Raw genomic sequence first — 17541 nt, 5'->3', positions numbered from 1 at the left:
CATCCTGTTAGATCTTCAGACGTCCTGATGTATCCGCATCGTGGGTGAGGCAGACAAGCGGCACGTTTCCACGCTCGAACGGGCGGGTGATCCGCTGCGGCACGTCGCCCAGCAGGCTGTGCCACTGCGCCCCCTCTGCCGACATGGCAAGCGAAAGCCCCATCTCCCGCCCCAGCGCCAGCGTGTCGGTACCGGGCCGCATCGCCAGCGGCAGCCGGGGGGCCACGACAAGAAGGCGCAGCGGGCCGTGCCGCCGGATGAAGGCGATGGCATGGTCCCGGTCCGGTCCGTTGAGGGTGACGGGTTCATACGTGCCGCGTGCGAACAGGTCGGGATATTGCTGGCGGAATGACAGGATGCGGCGGATCAGGTCCTGCTTGACGCGGCCCGTGCGCCATGTGGCGGCAGCGGCGCTGAAACGGGTGGACTGTTCCAGCAGGGCGGCGCGGTGGAGGAAATCTGGCGGTGTGCGGTTATCGGGATCAACCAGACTGAAATCCCACAGGTCGCATCCCTGATACAGGTCAGGCACCCCCGGCGTGGTCAGCCGCAGCAGGGTCTGTGACAGCCCGTTCAGGGCACCGGCGGGGGCGATGCGGGCGACAAGGGATTCCATCTGGTGCAGGAAATCCCCGGATATGGCGGGGTCCAGCAGCCGCGTGGCAAAGGCTGCGCAGGCGTCTTCATACGCCACGTCCGGGTCGATCCAGCCTGTATGGCGCTTGGCTTCACGCAGGGCCTTGGTCTGCCACCCAAGGATACGGTCACGAAAATGCTGTCGGGCCGTCCCGTTGGCAAAGGGTTCCAGCGGCCATGCGCCGACCAGTGTCTGGTACAGCATGATCTCATCCACGCGGTCCGGCCCGGCGGTGTCAGTCGCGCCATTACGGACGAACCAGCCCTGCACCGTGGTTTCCCACTCCCCCGCCATTTCGCTCAGGACCATGAGGCGCGCGCGCGTATCTTCCCCCCGTTTGTGGTCATGCGTCGCCGTGGCCAGCAATGCGTCGGGATAATGGCGCAGGCGGTCGGCACAGCGGGCATGAAAGCCTGCGACCGGCATGGACAGCGTGCCGGGGTCGGCCCCCACCTCGTTACGCGAAAGCAGGCGGCCATAACGGTAGAACGCCGTATCTTCCAGTGATTTGGCGGCCAGCGGCGCTGTCAGGTGCTCGAACGCCTGCTGTGCCCTGCGCACGCATACCGGGGGCGCATGTTCGGGGCGGGCGCTCAGTACGCGCATCATGTTTTCCAGCGCCCGGCCCTGATCCTGGTCCAGACACGGCACGGCCGCCGCCCTGGCGGCGTTCAGGGCTGTTACGTCGGCGGTATGGTCCTGCACCGCCTCATCCCCGAAATAGGTGCGGTAGGGCCGGAAGTGCATCAGCAGGGTTTTCAGCGCGGCCTGCATGTCATCCGTTTTGCAGATGTCGCCCCGGTGGCGCAGGGCCGCGTCCAGCAGGCTGACAAGGCGGTTAAATTCGGCGGCGAAACTGTGGTCAAGCAGATGCGCCCGCGCAGTCCTGACCATCGGTTCAAGAGCCTGCGCATCCCCGTCGCATGCCGCCCACAGCCGCTCCAGCGCATCCGCACCCGCCGGGTCATGCAGCACGGCGGCCACCTGATCCATGAAATCATAGCCTGTCGTCCCGTCAACCGGCCATGCGGCGGGCAGTTGCTCGTCCGGCAACAGGATCTTTTCAACGTAAATCACGGCGCCCGGCAGTGCGCTGTCCGGTCGCAGGCGCGACAGGCGGCCAAGGCGCTCACGCAGGCGCTGGCAGTAGGCGGCAGGCGCGCTCAGCCCGTCTATATGATCGACCCGCACCCCATCGATCAGCCCGCGCCGGTACAGCGAAAAGACATAGGCATGCACCGCGTCAAACACGCTTTCACGTTCGACACTCAGGCTGACAAGGCCGGTAATGTCGAAAAACCGCCGCCAGTTGATCCGTGTGGCCGCCGTGCGCCACCATGCCAGCCGCCATGGCTGGTGTTCCAGCACGGCGGCAAGACGTGTGCGTGCCGCGTTACCTGCCGCGTTGTGCAGGCTGGTGACGCGGGCAATGGCGCTACGCCCTTCAGCCGTTGTCGCCCACTGGCGCAGGGCACTCAGGGCCGCCTGCGCTTCCGCCCCCGGCCCGCCGCGCATGGCCAGCGTGGTAAAATTGGCCAGTACCTGCCCGGGTGCCCTGACCGCAGCCAGAAGGCCGCCATATCCCGTGGGGCACAGGGGAAAGCGATGGCTGTGGTGGTGGATGAAAAACAGTCCGCTGGGCACGTCATACTGCATGGCAAGCGCGCCCGCCGCCAGCGCCTCGGCAAAGGGACGGTCCAGAAAGGGCAGCAGCACCCGCCCCCGCAGGTCGGGATCGGGCACGGTCCAGTCAATATCGAACCAGTCAGCATGGGGCGACGCCCGCCCCCATGTCAGCACATCCATCCACCATGGATTGTGGTCATCGGTCGCCATGTGGTTGGGCACGATATCAAGCAGCAGGCCCATGCCGTGCGCGTGCAGCCGGCTGCTCAGGTTCATAAGGGCGATCTCCCCGCCCAGAGCGGGATCAATGCGGTCATAGGCTACCGTATCGTAACCATGCGTGGAACCGGGACAGGCCACCAGCAGCGGGGATGCGTACAGATGGCTTATGCCAAGGCGGGCAAACTGCGGCACAAGGGCGGTTGCGTCATCCAGCGTCATGCGCCCACGAAACTGCAGGCGGGCGGTGGCGCGGATCAGGGACGGGACAACAGGTTCAGGCATGACCACGCTCCGCCCGCAGCCGGTTGACGCGCCTGCGGGCATCGGCGCCGCTCAGCAGGGTCGCGGTCATGCCCGCATACCGCCTGCGCCAGTTGGGGTGGCCCGTGGTCGTGCCCGGCAGGTTGGGCTGTTCGGCAAGGCCCAGCAGGTCTTCCAGCGCAATGATACCCAGCGGGCACGGTGTGGCGGCCACGAAGCCGATGGCATCATCCACCACCTGCCGTGCGCCCGCAACGGTGGCCGGGGGCTTTTCGGCCACCCGCTTTCCACCAGCCGTGCCGCGCGCGGCGGACAGGGCGGACCACAGCGCCGTGCGGTCATTTTCCCGCTCCGCGCGCTGGGTGTCGGCGGTGGTGCCGGGGGCGAACTGGTTCAGTTGCGCGCGCCAGTCGATATCGACCCCCTGCCACCATCCGGCCACGGTCGGCAGGTCATGCGTGGTGGTGAAGGCGGCGGAACCGGGGGACCATGCGACGGGCGGCCTGAACGCGCCGTGGGATGTGCGCTCAAAAAACAGCACGTTCATCCCCATCACGCCGCGCTGCTGCGCGGCCTTGCGGAAGCTGGCGGTGACAGTGCCCAGATCCTCCCCGATCACCACGGCGCGCGCGCGCTCGGCCTCAAGGGCGACAAGGGGCAGCAGGTCGGACAGGGGAAAGGACAGGTAAGCCCCCTCCGCTGACGAACCGCCCTGCGGTATGACCCATAACCGTTCCAGCCCCATCACATGGTCGATACGCAGCCCGCCGCCATGGGCGAAACCGGCGCGCAGTGTTTCGATAAAGGCGCGATAGCCCGTGGCGCGCAGTCCGGCGGGGGAAAACGTGGTCAGTCCCCAGTCCTGCCCCAGCGGGCTGAGGGCGTCTGGCGGTGCCCCGATGGATGCGCCGGTCAGGAACTCCTCCTGCCGTGCCCAGCATTCGCTGCCCGTGGGATCGATGCCCACCGCCATGTCGGCGATGATGCCCACCCGCATGCCCGATGCCCGCGCGGTATGGCACGCCTGCGCCAGACTGCGTGCGGCCAGCCACTGCACGAAGACGTGGAAGCCCACATCATGGGCGAATTCGGCGGCGAAGCGGGCAACCTCCGGACTGGCGGGCTGGCGCATGGCCACGGGCCACCGCCGCCAGTCGCCCCCGCGCGCGCCATAGGTGGCGAAATGGGCATGCAGGGTTTCAAATATGGCGTGGCGTTCCAGCGCGGTGCCGCCCGCCGCCCGGAAGGCGGCCAGTTCGGCAGGCGGCTGGGATGCGACCCGGTCTTCATACAGGCGGCGCAGAAGCTGGTAACGGTGAGCGGATGCCGCCGCCCAGTCGATCAGGGGGGTGGTTTCCAGATTTTTCAGGGCATCGACATAGGCCCTGCCCCCTTTCTGCATTGCGGCCTGCACGGTGGCGGTGTCGAACACGGCATGCGGGTCGGCCAGCAGGGCATTGAGGAACAGCCGGGTGGAAGGCGAATATGGACTGTACTGTCCCGGCCGTGCCGCGAACATGGCATGGGCGGGACTTATGGCCAGCGCATCCGCGCCGCGTGCGCCCGCCAGGCGTGCAAGGGTTGCGACGGCGCCAAAATGGCCAATGCCGCCATCACCGGGCATGCGCAACCCGTATGTCTGGGCCCCCACGCCCCATATGCGTGCGTTCTCCGTTCCCGTAATGGTGTTTATGGTGGGGCATGATGCGGGGGCCACCGCCAGCCGGGTGGCATGAGGACCGATTTCAAGCTGGTGATAGCCGTGAACCGTCAGGGCGGGCAGCGCGGGCTTGCCGCGTATCTGCCGCAGGCTGCCCTCCAGCCGCTCGCCATTTTCCAGCGTGATGCGGAACGGGCTGGACTGCATGCCCTCCGGCAGGGGGAGCGGTGTGGGCCGCCCGGCTATGGCCACGATCATGGCGGGCAGGCCCGTGCCGGTCGCGCGGCCGCCCATGCTTTCAACAACATTCAGAAGGCGGCTGAGATTCTCGCCGGGCACCTGCTGGACCCGCCCGGCGGTATCGCGCCAGCGTACGCTCAGACCGGCCCTGCGGGCGCGCTCGATAAGGGTGCGGTCAGTCATTTTGCGCCTCTGTCAGGCAGGCCAGAACGGCATGGGGCGGCAGGGTGGTGGAAGACAGATCCGCGCCGGGGGGGAACTGCGCATGCAGGCACCGTCCCTGTGGTGCATGCGGCAGGATTACCGGGCTGTCCGCAAGGTTGAGCGCTATGGTCAGCACTGCGCCATCGCCCATCCGCCACCGCGCGCATACGGCCCCTGCCCCCACTGCATCCGCCCCGATGGCCCGCGCGCCGGACAGGCGGGGCACGATTTCGTCATGGCGTATCGTCAGCAGTTCGTGGATCAGCACATTCCATGCCCTATGTTCGGGCATGTCGCGTTCCGCCGCCGGGGGGCAGGATGCGGCAAAGGTTTCCGGGGCGTTGGGGTCGGGTATGGTGTGCTGTGCCTCCTCCGACGCAAAATGGGAAAAACCGGCGAATTCCTTCCGTCGTCCCTCGCGCACGATGCGGCCCAGTTCCGGTGCATGACTGGTGAAAAACAGGAACGGCTGGCGCGAACCCCAGTCCTCCCCCATGAACAGGAGCGGTATCTGCGGACACAGCAGCAGCAGCCCGTACGCCGCGCGCAACGCCTGCGGCGGGGCCAGCGCCACAAGACGTTCGCCCAGCGCCCGGTTACCGATCTGGTCATGGTTCTGCAGGAAGATGATGAAGCGTTCGGGCGGCAGATCGATGCTGGGGCTACCGCGTGGCTTATGGGTTACGGGGGAGATATCACCCTGAAAGGCAAAGCCTTCCCCCAGCACGCGGGCCAGCGCCCCCGCCGGGTTTGATACGAAATTGCCGTAATAGCCTTCATGCTCATGGGTCAGCAGCACATGCAGCGCGTTATGGGCGTCATCATTCCATTGCGCGCGATACCCTGCGCGGAGCAGGCCGGCGTCGTTATTTTCATTTTCCAGCATCAGGTGAACATGCCGCCCGCGCTCGGTCCGGGCGCGGATGCGTGCGGGTAGCTGTTCCAGCCAGCTTCGTTCCGTAATGGCCTGCACCGCGTCAAGCCGCAGCCCGTCGAAGCGGAATTCCATAAGCCAGTACAGTGCGTTATCGAGGAAATAGTCCTGCACCGCCGTAATCCGGAAATCGATGGCCGCCCCCCACGGCGTGTGCAGATCGTTGCGGAAGAAGGGTGCCGCATAGACCGGCAGGTAGTTCCCGTCCGGGCCGAAGTGATTGTACACCACATCAAGAAACACCATGAGGCCAAGTCCATGCGCCTGATCGATCAGCGCCTTGAGCGCATCGGGCGACCCATGGGCGGATTCCGGCGCATAGGGCAGCACGCCGTCATAGCCCCAGTTACGGCCCCCCGGTATTTCCGACAGCGGCATGAGTTCGATGGCCGTGACGCCAAGGGCGCGGATACGCGGCAGGTCGCGCGCAACCCCCGCATAACCGCCCATGACGCCCACATGCACTTCGTAAATGACCGTCTCGTGCCATGGGCGGCCCCGCCATGCCCCATGCCGCCAGTCATAGGATGCGGGATCGACGACGGCACTCGGCCCATGCACGTCATCGGGCTGGTAGCATGAAACGGGGTCCGGCACCGCAAGGTCGGGTGTTACGCGGTAGCGGTAGCGCGTGCCCGCCCCGCAGGCCAGCACGCATTCAAACCATCCCTCCCCGCCCTTTCGCGCCATGGGGAGCGGGGGATGCCCCTCGGCTTCCAGCACCACGCCGGCGGATGACGGCGCCCACAGGCGAAAGCGCGTATGCCCCGCATCCAGCAGCATCGCCCCCGCCCGCCTTTCGTAGTGGAAATGCGTGTTCATGGCGTGTGCCCTTCGATTGCGGATGCGTCGGGCATGACCGACAGCAGCAGCACCCCATGCGCGGGCACCACAATGTCCTGCGCATCGTCCGCCAGCGTTCTTTCCGGCGCTTCGGGGCGGGTGGTGTCCAGCAGCAGCGTCCATTTTCCCGCGGGCGTGGGCAGGCGGGCCGTGATGTCCTCCCCCCCGGCATTGAGCAGCGTATAGGTAATATCGAATATGCCATCGGTGATATTGACCGCCCGGCGCACGCCAAGGAAATGGAACGCGCCGTCATTCCACTGGTCCACGCCCATGAGGTTTCCGTCATGGCTGAACCAGCTTATGTCCGGAATGTCGGGCAGCGGCCTGTGGCGGCCGTGCATGTAGCGTGCCGAGCGCAGGGAGGGATGGACCACGCGCAGGGCCGAAAGGCGGCTGACAAACGTTGTCATGGCTTCCCCCGCCGGGCTGCGGGCGCGGTTCCAGTCCAGCCAGCTTGTGGCGTTGTCCTGACAGTAGGCGTTGTTATTGCCATTCTGCGTCTGGCCGAACTCATCGCCCGCCAGCAGCATTGGCGTGCCGTGCGACAGCAGCAGCGTCGCCATCATCGCGCGCTGGACCCGCCCGCGCAGTTCAAGGATGGCGGGATCATCGGTCGGACCTTCCACGCCCCAGTTGGCGCTGTAGTTCTCCGCGTGCCCGTCCTGCCCGTTTTCCCTGTTCGCCCCGTTATGGCGTTCGGCGTAGCTGACGGTATCTTCCAGCGTGAAACCGTCATGCGCGGTGACGAGGTTGATTGAACTCCACGGCCTGCGCCCGCGCCGGTCCAGCAGGTCGCCCGATCCCGCGATGCGTGCGGCCATGTCGCCCTGCTGCATCGGATCGCCGCGCCAGAAGCGGCGCGTGGTATCACGGAAACGGTCGTTCCATTCGGCAAAACCGGGCGGGAAATTGCCAAGCTGGTAGCCGCCAGGTCCCGGGTCCCACGGTTCGGCGATCAGCTTGCGGTCCGACAGGACCGGGTCCTGGACGATCGCATCGAAAAACCCGGCCCCCTGATCGAACCCGTACGGTTCGCGCCCCAGCACGGGGGCAAGGTCGAAGCGGAAGCCGTCCACATGGAAGGAGTCCGCCCAGTAGCGCAGGCTGTCCAGCACCATCTGCAACACGCGCGGATGGGACAGGTTGAGCGTGTTGCCGCAGCCGGTATCGTTGATCAGGTGGCGTTCGTTACCCGGCACCAGATGGTAATACGATGCGTTGTCCAGCCCGCGATAGCACAGGGTCGGCCCCTGCTCGCTGCCTTCGCAGGTGTGGTTGTAGACCACGTCCATCACCACCTCGATCCCCGCCCGGTGCAGCCGCCGGATGGCGGTGCGCAGTTCATGGGCGGACCCGTTGACCAGATAGCCATCATGCGGCACGAAAAACGCCAGCGTGTTGTAGCCCCAGTAATTGGTCAGGCCATTTTCCAGCAGGCTGCGTTCGGGCATGAAATACTGCAACGGCATGAGTTCGAGCGTGGTGATGCCGGTGCGGCGCAGGTGGTCGATCATCTCTGGCGCGCCAAGGGCCTGAATGGTGCCCGGCTGCCACTGTCCCGCCATCGCGCGTCGCCGGGTCAGGCCACGGACATGGGCTTCCATGATGACCGTCTCATCCCACGGGATGCACGGGCGGCTGTCATCGCCCCATTCATAGGCATCGTTCACCACCACGCATCGCGGCATGGTGGGGCCGCTGTCGCGCCTGTCGAATGACAGGTCGGCGCGGGGTGAATGCAGGCGGTAGCCAAACTGGGTATCGGACGGAACCAGCGCCCCGCTCAGGCAACGGGCATAGGGGTCGATCAGCAGCTTGTGCGGGTTGAAACGGTGGCCATTGGCCGGGTCGTACGGACCAAAGGCACGCAGGCCGTACAATAGGCCGGGTTCGGCATCGGGCAGGTAGCCGTGCCAGACCTCGTCCGTATATTCAGGCAGGCGGAAGCGCACGATCTCACGCCGGTCACGCGGGTCGAATATACAGACATCCATCTGCTGCGCATGGGCGGAAAACACGGCGAAGTTGACGCCCATCCCGTCCCAGTGGGCACCAAGCGGCGTGGGGCTGCCCGGTGAGAGCGAAGGCGGAAAGCGCATCATGCCCCTTCCCCCACCGGTTGCAGGTAAAGCGCTGCCAGCGGCGGCAGCGTCAGCACGCATGAATAGGGGTGGCCATGGGCCGCCTGATCCGTCGCCATGGCGTGACCGCCATTGCCCACCCCGCTGCCGCCATAGGCGGTGGCGTCGGAGTTGAGACATTCGCGCCACTGCCCGCCCACCGGCACGCCCACGCGGTAATCATGGCGGATGACGGGGGTGAGGTTGAGCACCACCAGAACCGGCGCATGACCGGGGGCAAGGCGCAGCCATGCCAGCACCGTATTGGTCGTGTCATCGCCCACGACCCACGCGAAGCCTGAGGGTTCGCAGTCGCGCGCATGCAATGCGGGCAGTGTTGCATAAAGGCGGTTCAGATCGGAAACCAGCCCCAGCATCCCGGCCTTGAGCGGGTTTTCAAGGGTATGCCATTCCGGTTCGCCCGCATGGGACCATTCGCCTTCCTGCGCGAACTCGCTGCCCATGAACAGGAGCTTCTTGCCCGGATGCGCCCACATGAAGGCATAATAGACGCGCAGGCTGGCATGGCGCTGCCATTGATCGCCGGGCATGCGCGCCAGCAGCGAACCCTTGCCGTGCGTGACTTCATCATGCGACAGGCACAGGATGAAACGTTCGCTGAAAGCGTAGTACAACCCGAACAGGATTTCCGACAGGTGGTAGCCACGCCACAGCGGATCGCGCGCGATGAAATGCAGGCTGTCATGCATCCAGCCCATGTTCCATTTGTACGAAAAGCCAAGCCCCCCCTGCGCGACCGGATGGGTGACGCCGGGCCACGCGGTTGATTCCTCGGCAATCGTCATGGCGTCGGGGATGGTGGCGTGGATGGTTTCGTTAAGCTGGCGCAGGAAGGCCACGGCTTCCAGATTTTCGCGGCCGCCATGGATGTTGGGTATCCATTCCCCTTCCCTGCGGCTGTAGTCGCGGTACAGCATGGACGCCACGGCATCGACACGCAGGCCGTCGATATGAAACCGCTCCAGCCACATGAGCGCGCTTGCAATCAGGAAGCCGCGCACCTCATGGCGGCCGAAATTGTAGATATGGGTGTTCCAGTCGCGGTGTACGCCCTCACGCGGGTCCTGGTGTTCATACAGCGCGCAGCCGTCAAAACTTATCAGCCCATGCACGTCGTTGGGGAAATGGGCGGGCACCCAGTCCAGTATCACCCCGATGCGGGCCTGATGACACGCATCCACAAACCCCGCGAAATCCGCCGGTGTTCCATGCCGGGCGGAGGGAGCAAACAGCCCGAGCGGCTGGTAACCCCATGACCCGCCAAAAGGATATTCCATCACCGGCATGAGTTCGACATGCGTGAAGCCTGCGGCGTGGATATAGGGGATCAGTTCCTGCGCCAGTTCGCGCCATGAAATATCACGGTCGGGATCGCCGCCCGGTCGCCGCCATGACGGGACATGCAGTTCGTATATCGAGATCGGGGCTTCGGGCACCTGCCACCCCGCGCGGCTGCCCATCCATTCCCCGTCATGCCATGTAAACGCATCGGCCGACGCCACCACGGATGCCGTGGCGGGCGGACGTTCGGCAAAACGGGCGAACGGGTCGGCGCGCTGTGGCAGGATGCGCCCGTCGCGCGCCATGATCTCGAATTTGTACCGCTCGCCTACCCCCAGTCCCGGAATGAACAGTTCCCATATTCCCGCCGCATGGCGCAGGCGCATCGGGTGGCGCTTGCCATCCCAGAAATTGAAATCGCCAATGACCGACACCCGCCGCGCATTGGGCGCCCATACGGCAAAGCGCACGCCCGCCGTCCCGTCGATCATCATGGGCTGCGCGCCCATCACGCGGTCAAGCTGGTGGTGCCTGCCTTCGGCGAACAGGTAGAGGTCCATATCGCCCAGCAGCAGGCCGAAGGAATAGGGATCGGCGGTTTCCTCCGCCGCATCGGCCCAGAAAATCTTCAGGTGATAGCGCGCGCCTGCGGGGATGGTGCCGATATGCAGGCCGGTATCGCCCATGCGCCGCATCGGGCGTTCGACCGCGGAGCCGCGCGGGCGTTCAACCACCAGACGCACCCGTGCCGCATCATGATACAGCACGCGGATGACATCGACCTTGCCCATGTTATGGCGGCCAAGGATGGAAAACGGGTCGGCGCAGCGGCCATGTATGAGGTCATCGACACCTTCGGGAAGGGCATAATGGGCTTCATCCTGTCTGATCCTCATACACCTCGGCCTTTATTGCTTGTTACGTGCTGACGCGATGGCGTGCGTGCCGTGTGGTCAGTGGGGCGCGGCCAGCGGCCATGACAGCCGGGGTGGCCTGCGCGCGATCCGCCGCCTGCGGGCTTCGCGCTGCATGCGGCGTGGCTGCTGGCCCGATGGCAGGCAGATCACGTTGGATGTGGCTGCCGCATAAGGGTCCAGCCCCAGAACATCGGCAAACAGCATGACGTAATGGACGGCATGCTCGTTCCACGATACGTCGCACGCCGCACCGTTCACCTGTAACTGCCGCCATGCCCGCCGATTGCGCCGGTAGAGCATCCGCGCCCGGCTGACGGCGGTGACGAGCGTTGACGCATCCACCGGGGAAAACAGGAAACCCGTCGCCACCCCATGCGCCATGGCGGCGGGGTTGGCATCGACGATCGTATCGGCCAGCCCCCCTACGCGCGACGCCACCGGCACCGCCCCGTAGCGCAGCGCGCTGAGCTGGGTCAGGCCACACGGTTCGAAACGCGAGGGGATCAGCAGCGCATCGACGGCGGATGGCACGCGGTGGCCCAGTCGCTCGCTATAGCCGATGCGGCAGGCAAAGCGCCCCGCGAAACGCTGCTGTAACGCCACCAGACTGCGTTCGATCTCCCGATCGCCTTCCCCCACCACGATAATCTGCGTATTGCCCGCCAGCAGGTTGCCCGTCACCTGTGGCAGCAGGTCGATGCCCTTCTGTTCGGTCAGGCGGCTGACAATGCCGATGACGAAGGCATCGGGATCGGCAGCCAGCCCGAATTCCGCCTGAAGGGCGCGTTTGTTGGGCGCGCGCCCCAGCGTGTCGCCCGGCATGTAGGGAAAATGCACCGCCGGGTCGCTGGCCGGGTTCCATATATCGGTGCTGATGCCGTTCAGTATGCCTTCCAGCCGGTCGCGGCGCTGGCGCAGCAGACCGTCAAGGCCCATGCCGCCTTCAGGTGTCTGGATTTCATGGGCGTAGGTGGGCGAGACCGTGGTGATGCGATCCGCGAAATACAGCCCGGCCTTGAGGAAGCTGATCGCGCCATAGCATTCGCACCCTTCCACCGAAAAGGCTTCTGGCGGCAGCCCGAATTCGGCCATGCTGGACGCTGGAAAGCGCCCCTGAAAGGCAAGGTTGTGGATGGTCTGTACGACCGGTATGCGGGGTATGGCGGCCGCGTCGTCCCCCGCCGCCATGCGGTCATAATGCAGATAGGCCGCCGTAAGCCCCGCCTGCCAGTCATGCGCGTGAACAAGGTCGGGCCGGTAGCACGCAAGCTGGCCCTGCGCGATATTGGCCGCCATGCGGGACAGCGCGGCAAAGCGCACGCCATTATCGGGCCAGTCCTGCCCATCGGGGCACATGTAAGGGTTTCCGGGGCGGTCGAACAGCGTGGGCGCGTCCAGTACCAGCAGGTCCACATCCCCCGCCCGCGCCGCCCACAGCGTTGCCGCGTGGCCCAGCAGGTCAGGCAGGTGTGCGACCGCGCGGCGGTCTTCCATTGCTGCCATCACGGGGCGGTAACCGGGTAGAAGGGTGGTGACATTCACCCCGTAGCGGGCCAGAGCCATGGGCAGGGAGCCAGCCACATCGCCCAGCCCCCCCGTCTTGACGAAGGGAAACATTTCCGACGTAACCGAAAGCAGCCGGATCGGTGAGACAAAGGGGCTGAGCGCAGTGGCCATCCGCCTGTTTCCTTGGCATGGGAAAAACCGGTCATATTTTCCGGGTCTGCTGCGATTAACGGGCCATTGTGCGCATGGTCTCAACCACACGGTTATGTGATCGCATGGTGGGGGCGCATTACTTCACAACGTTTCTTGTCAAACAGGACCGTAAAGTAAAACATGTAACCATTTAGATATTACGGAACCGCGACCATCATTCATTACTTGTTCGCAATGTAATGGCTATTTCTGCCATATGATATGCGCAGCCTCCAGCGGGATGGCCACATCGGGGTGATGGGGAATGACCCGGGGCGTGTAGTCCGCGGGCGGGCGCGTGGCGCTGACCTCCGCGCTGTAGGATACGGGACCGCTCGCCTGTCCCGCCTGTGCCGTCATGGGTACTATGATGGGCGCTCCCTCCGGCTGGTCGGCGTAAAGCTGGACCTGCACCATGTCCGGCGTGACGGGACCAAGGGTTACGGCGACGGTGACATGCCACCTGTCGCCCGCCGCCGTCGCCTGCACCGGGCCAAGGCTTATGGCGTGCCACAGCCGGTCAAGGCTTTCGCGCCAGTGCATGATGGCCGCAGCCTTCGCCCCGTTATCGGCCAGTCGCGTACGGTATGCCGCCGCCGCGGGCATGTAGAAATCGCGGGTATAGTCCCGTACCGCCCGGTTTGCCGAAAAGCGCCCGGTCAACCGGGTCATGCTTTCGCGCATCATGGCCACCCATTGCTGGGGGATGCCATCGGCGTCGCGCTGGTAGAACAGGGGCACGATTTCGCGTTCCAGCAGGGTATACAGGCTGTCGGCATCATGGGCGTCACGCCGGGGATCATGCCCTTCATCCATGCCATCGCCAATGGCCCAGCCTACATCGGGCGCCCAGGCTTCGGCCCACCAGCCATCGCGCTCCGATACGTTCAGCCCCCCATTGACCAGCACCTTCATGCCCGACGTGCCGCAGGCTTCCCACGGTCGCAGGGGGGTATTGATCCACAGGTCCATGCCTTCGACCATCTGGCGTGCGATCGACATGTCATAATCGACAAGGAAGGCGACACGACCATGCACGTCGGGCCGCTGCAGGAACCTGATCCACTGCGCAATCAGCGCCTGCCCCGCCGTATCCTGCGGGTGCGCCTTGCCTGCGATCACCAGTTGTACGGGCCGTTCGGCGCTGGTCAGGATACGGGCCAGCCGGTCAGGGTCGTGCAGGAGCAGGTCGGGCCGTTTGTAGGTGGCGAACCGGCGGGCGAAGCCGATGGTCATGACGGCGGGGTCGAAAACCGGCGGCGGCAGGCATTGCGCGCGCTCCCCGCTATGAAAACAGGCCCGCGCGCTGTGATCGGTTGCAATGAACGCAACCAGTGCCGCGCGGGAAAGACAGCGGCAGTGCCACAGTTCCTGCGCCGGCAGGGCATGGACCGATGGCTCCACGCTTTCCAGCGCGCCGCGCCAGCGCTCCTTGCCCGCCGCACGGGTCCATAACGCATCTGCCGCCGCTGAATCCCATGTCGGCACATGCACGCCGTTGGTCACATGGCCAATGGGTACCTGCACGCGGGGCCAGCGGGGGAAAAGCGGGTTGAACAGCGCGCGGCTGACCTGTCCATGCAGGCGGCTGACCGCATTGACCGCGCCGCTGACCCGCATGGCCAGATAGGCCATGTTGAAGGGCGTATTCATATCATCCGCCGGTGCCCCGCCACGGCCCAGCGCCAGAAGGTCCTCAACGTCGATATGGAGGTCATTGCTGGCGTAAAAGGCCAGATGGCTCATGACCAGCAGCGGCGCAAAACGGTCGAACCCGGCGGGCACGGCGGTATGGGTGGTGAAGATGGTGCCCGCGCGTGCGATGGTCAGCGCCTGCATGAAGGGAATGCCCATATCCTCCATCAGCCCGCGTGCGCGTTCGAGTGCGGCGAACGCGGCATGCCCTTCATTAAGGTGGCAGACATCCGGGCGCAGCCCCAGCGCGCGTAGCAGCCGCCATCCCCCAATGCCCAGCACCAGTTCCTGCCGCAGCCGCAGTTCCGCATCGCCACCGTAAAGCTGGGTGGTGATGCAGCGTATATGCGGCGGGTTATAGGGGTCGTTCGTATCCAGCAGGTACAGCATCGTCTGCCCCACCGTCACCTGCCACGCCCGCAGCCATATCCGCCCCGTCGAGATCTGGAATGGCAGGCGCAGCCGGTCGCCACCGCCGTCCAGAACCGGGCGGATGGGCAGCAGGGCGGGATCGTTTATGGGATACAGGGCTTCCTGCCGCCCGTCCGGGGTCAGTTCCTGACGGAAATAGCCCTGCGCATAAAGCAGCCCGACCGCAACGACCGGTACGCCGAGGTCACTTGCCGCCTTCAACTGGTCCCCCGCCACGTTGCCCAGTCCCCCGGAATAGATGGGCAGGGCCTCATCAAGCATGAATTCCATGCTGAAATAGGCGATGCAGGGCGCCGGGGTCATGGTGCAGGCGGTTTCAAACCATGCGGGGCGCTGCTGGCTGTCGGCATGGGCCTGCGTCAGGCTGGTCAGCAGGTCGTGAAAGGCGGGGGTCTCCAGCAGTTCGCGCATGCGGTGGCGCGGCGTGTTCTGCAATACCGTCCATGCATTGCGCGTATGGTCCCAGATATCGGGCGCAAGCTGACGCCACAGGGCGTCGGTCGCATGGTTCCATGTCCAGTGCAGGTCCAGCGCAAGATCCATAAGGGCCTGTTCATCTGCCGTCGCATCTGGACCTGCGGGATCAACCATCGTTTCAGGGTCTTTTCATTATGCCATGCAGGCAGTGAGCCGCGCGATCAGTGCGCGGCAGCGGGTATGTATCCCGCCCACGGGCAATACGCCCATGCCCCGCATGCGGTTGCGCCATGACCGGAAGTTTCTCCGCTCATGGTGTTGCAGGCACTGTCTGGGGGGCAGAAGACTGTCTCCCCGCATGCGTAGGGACGCACGGACGCAACGGGTGTCGCGCGGGGATCAACTGGCTGATTTTCTGGTGTACGCGGGCGACCAGCATATGGCGCGGCGTAGAATTTGCATGCGGCGCCCGGTGGGGCACGCGCTGGCCGTGAACCCTGCGGTTATGCCGGGTTCACGGCGGGCCGGGCCGGATTACTTGCCGGTTTTTGCCGGGGCGTGCTTGCCGGTCTGGTCAGGCGTGGCCGTTTCCGTAAAATCCTCGGACACGAACACGATGCCATCAAGCGCCTGCTGCAATGCGGCGGATGCTTCCGTGGGGTTGCGGGCTTCGGTAAACACGGTGGCGCGGTTGATCGCGCCCTGCGTCTGGTCCAGCGGTGCAAGGGCCAGGATGAAATCCGCGTCCTCGCCCACTACCTGCAATGTCTGCGCGGCCTGCTGGGTATTGCCAGCCTTGAGCTGCGAGTTGGCGGTGGCGATGGCCGTCTTCTTTTCCGGGGCCAGTGTTTCGGTGCCGATCACCTCCCCACCAACCGGAACCCACGTAACCGGGGTCGTGCCCGCCACGTGGGACGGGGCGGCGGGGTGCTGCGGTGCGGGGTGCAGCGCATTTTCGGCGGCAACGAACTGGTTGTTTGCCTTGCCCGCGGCGGTCAGGCGGCGGGTGGCGTCATACAGGGGCGGGATGGCGGCATCGGTCTTGCCGGAGTCCAGAATCTGCTTTGCATTCAGGATATCGATAATCGCGCGCTGCCCGTCAGCCGACAGGTGGTTGAAGGCGCGCGTGGCCTTGAACTTTTCCCAATCGGTGTGCAGCGATGCCGCGTGGGCGCCCAGCGGTGCCGAAACCAGACCTGCCACAACGGCAAGTGAAGCGATAAAACGCATGTTTTTCCTTTATATATCAATATAATAAAATCACGATCAGCCTGCGCGCCGATCCCGTTCGGGAGTGTTACAAAAAATTGCTCGCAGGTCCATGTCTGTTACGCCGTTATGCGGCTGCGCCCGATCCGGGGGCTGTTGCCGTATTCGTTTCCCCCATGTCATGATCGCGCCGCACATTTGCAAAGGACGGATTCATGTTCAGTCACATCACCATCGGCACGAACGATATTGAAGCCTCGAAGAAATTTTACGACAGCACGTTTGCTGCCCTCGGCATTGCGCCAGCCAGCGTCGATGCGAAGGGGCGACTGAATTACGCCACTGCCACCGGGCGGCTCATGATAACGAAGCCGATCAATGGCGAACCGGCCACGGCGGGCAATGGCGAGACCCTCGGCTTTGTCGCCCCTTCGGCGGAAGCGGCCAGGGCATGGCACGATGCAGGCGTGGCCAATGGCGGTGTGACCTGTGAAAATCCGCCGGGTATCCGCCATCTTGCTTCGGGCGATCTGTACCTTGCCTATCTGCGCGATCCCACCGGGCACAAGCTGTGCGCGCTGTACCGCGTTCCGGCGTAAACCCATCCCGGTGCCCGACCGGCTCTGATCGGACGGGCCGTGACGGGATGGCGGCACTGCACCCGCACCGCTGCTATCGGGGCGGGTTGGCTGTATTGCTGGTGGCGTGGACGCTCCTGCCCTGCGCGCCCGCGCTGGCACGGGATAATACTGCGTCACCCGGCGGGCCTGATGCCGCCTGCGCGGCGTTGCAGGCGCGGGCGGACCTGAACATTACCCTGCTGTTCGGCCTGCGCCGCCCGGATGGGACACGGGTTACACCGCGGCAGTGGCGGATTTTCCTGCGCGATGTGGTCACGCCGCAGTTTCCCGACGGCCTGACCGTTGTGCATGGTGATGGTCAGTGGCGTGACCGGCAGAGCGGTCAGGTGAGGCACGAACCGGCACGGGTCGTATGGATTGTCACCCCTGCCCTGCCCGACCTTGCCGGGCGGATCAGCACCATCCGTGATGAATACCGCCGCCGCTTTGGCCAGCAATCCGTGGGCGTGGTGGCAGGCGCCGGGTGCGATGCGTTCTGAT

General features: G+C 65.1%; 10 protein-coding genes. 2 read left to right on the top strand and 8 right to left on the bottom strand.

Features of this window, described 5'->3' with window-relative positions; translation table 11 throughout:
- Positions 1–7 precede the first annotated feature (7 nt).
- From treY to KSAC_RS02375, 8 genes are all read right to left on the bottom strand, one after another.
- Positions 8–2767, bottom strand: coding sequence for a malto-oligosyltrehalose synthase (gene treY / locus KSAC_RS02410; RefSeq protein ID WP_132303995.1), 2760 nt, complete (start codon positions 2765–2767; stop codon positions 8–10).
- Positions 2760–4829 (bottom strand): 4-alpha-glucanotransferase, encoded by a 2070-nt coding sequence (malQ, locus tag KSAC_RS02405; protein WP_132303993.1) that lies wholly within the window; start codon positions 4827–4829, stop codon positions 2760–2762. Before malQ ends, treY begins: the two co-directional genes overlap by 8 nt.
- On the bottom strand, positions 4822–6606 hold the full coding sequence (gene treZ / locus KSAC_RS02400; protein ID WP_132303991.1) for a malto-oligosyltrehalose trehalohydrolase: 1785 nt from the start codon (positions 6604–6606) through the stop codon (positions 4822–4824). The genes malQ and treZ overlap by 8 nt, the downstream gene beginning before the upstream one ends.
- A complete protein-coding gene (gene glgX / locus KSAC_RS02395; RefSeq protein WP_102323714.1) occupies positions 6603–8732 on the bottom strand; it encodes a glycogen debranching protein GlgX in 2130 nt (709 codons plus the stop codon). The genes treZ and glgX overlap by 4 nt, the downstream gene beginning before the upstream one ends.
- Positions 8729–10948: a 1,4-alpha-glucan branching protein GlgB gene (glgB, locus tag KSAC_RS02390; RefSeq protein WP_132303989.1), complete on the bottom strand. Its 2220-nt coding sequence runs from the start codon at positions 10946–10948 to the stop codon at positions 8729–8731. Before glgB ends, glgX begins: the two co-directional genes overlap by 4 nt.
- A gap of 57 nt (positions 10949–11005) precedes the next feature.
- A complete protein-coding gene (gene glgA / locus KSAC_RS02385; protein WP_132303987.1) occupies positions 11006–12646 on the bottom strand; it encodes a glycogen synthase GlgA in 1641 nt (546 codons plus the stop codon).
- Positions 12647–12871: 225 nt separating this feature from the next.
- Complete coding sequence (gene glgP, locus KSAC_RS02380; RefSeq protein ID WP_132303985.1) at positions 12872–15385, bottom strand: alpha-glucan family phosphorylase; 2514 nt, start codon at positions 15383–15385, stop codon at positions 12872–12874.
- 360 nt (positions 15386–15745) lie between these two features.
- Entirely contained in the window at positions 15746–16441 is a 696-nt protein-coding gene (locus KSAC_RS02375; protein WP_132303983.1) for a YfdX family protein, read from the bottom strand.
- 194 nt (positions 16442–16635) lie between these two features.
- On the opposite strand from KSAC_RS02375, the gene KSAC_RS02370 reads away from it, so the two are divergent.
- Both KSAC_RS02370 and KSAC_RS02365 read left to right on the top strand, forming a co-directional pair.
- Complete coding sequence (locus KSAC_RS02370) at positions 16636–17019, top strand: VOC family protein (RefSeq protein ID WP_102323719.1); 384 nt, start codon at positions 16636–16638, stop codon at positions 17017–17019.
- A 47-nt stretch (positions 17020–17066) separates the two neighbouring features.
- Positions 17067–17540 carry a DUF3574 domain-containing protein gene (locus tag KSAC_RS02365; protein ID WP_132303981.1) on the top strand — a complete coding sequence of 158 codons (474 nt, stop codon included), beginning with the start codon at positions 17067–17069 and terminating at the stop codon, positions 17538–17540.
- The last annotated feature ends 1 nt before the right edge of the window (position 17541 follow it).

The organism is Komagataeibacter saccharivorans, assembly GCF_004348195.1.
GTDB lineage: Bacteria > Pseudomonadota > Alphaproteobacteria > Acetobacterales > Acetobacteraceae > Komagataeibacter > Komagataeibacter saccharivorans.
This window is presented reverse-complemented; position numbering and strand designations above follow the sequence as displayed.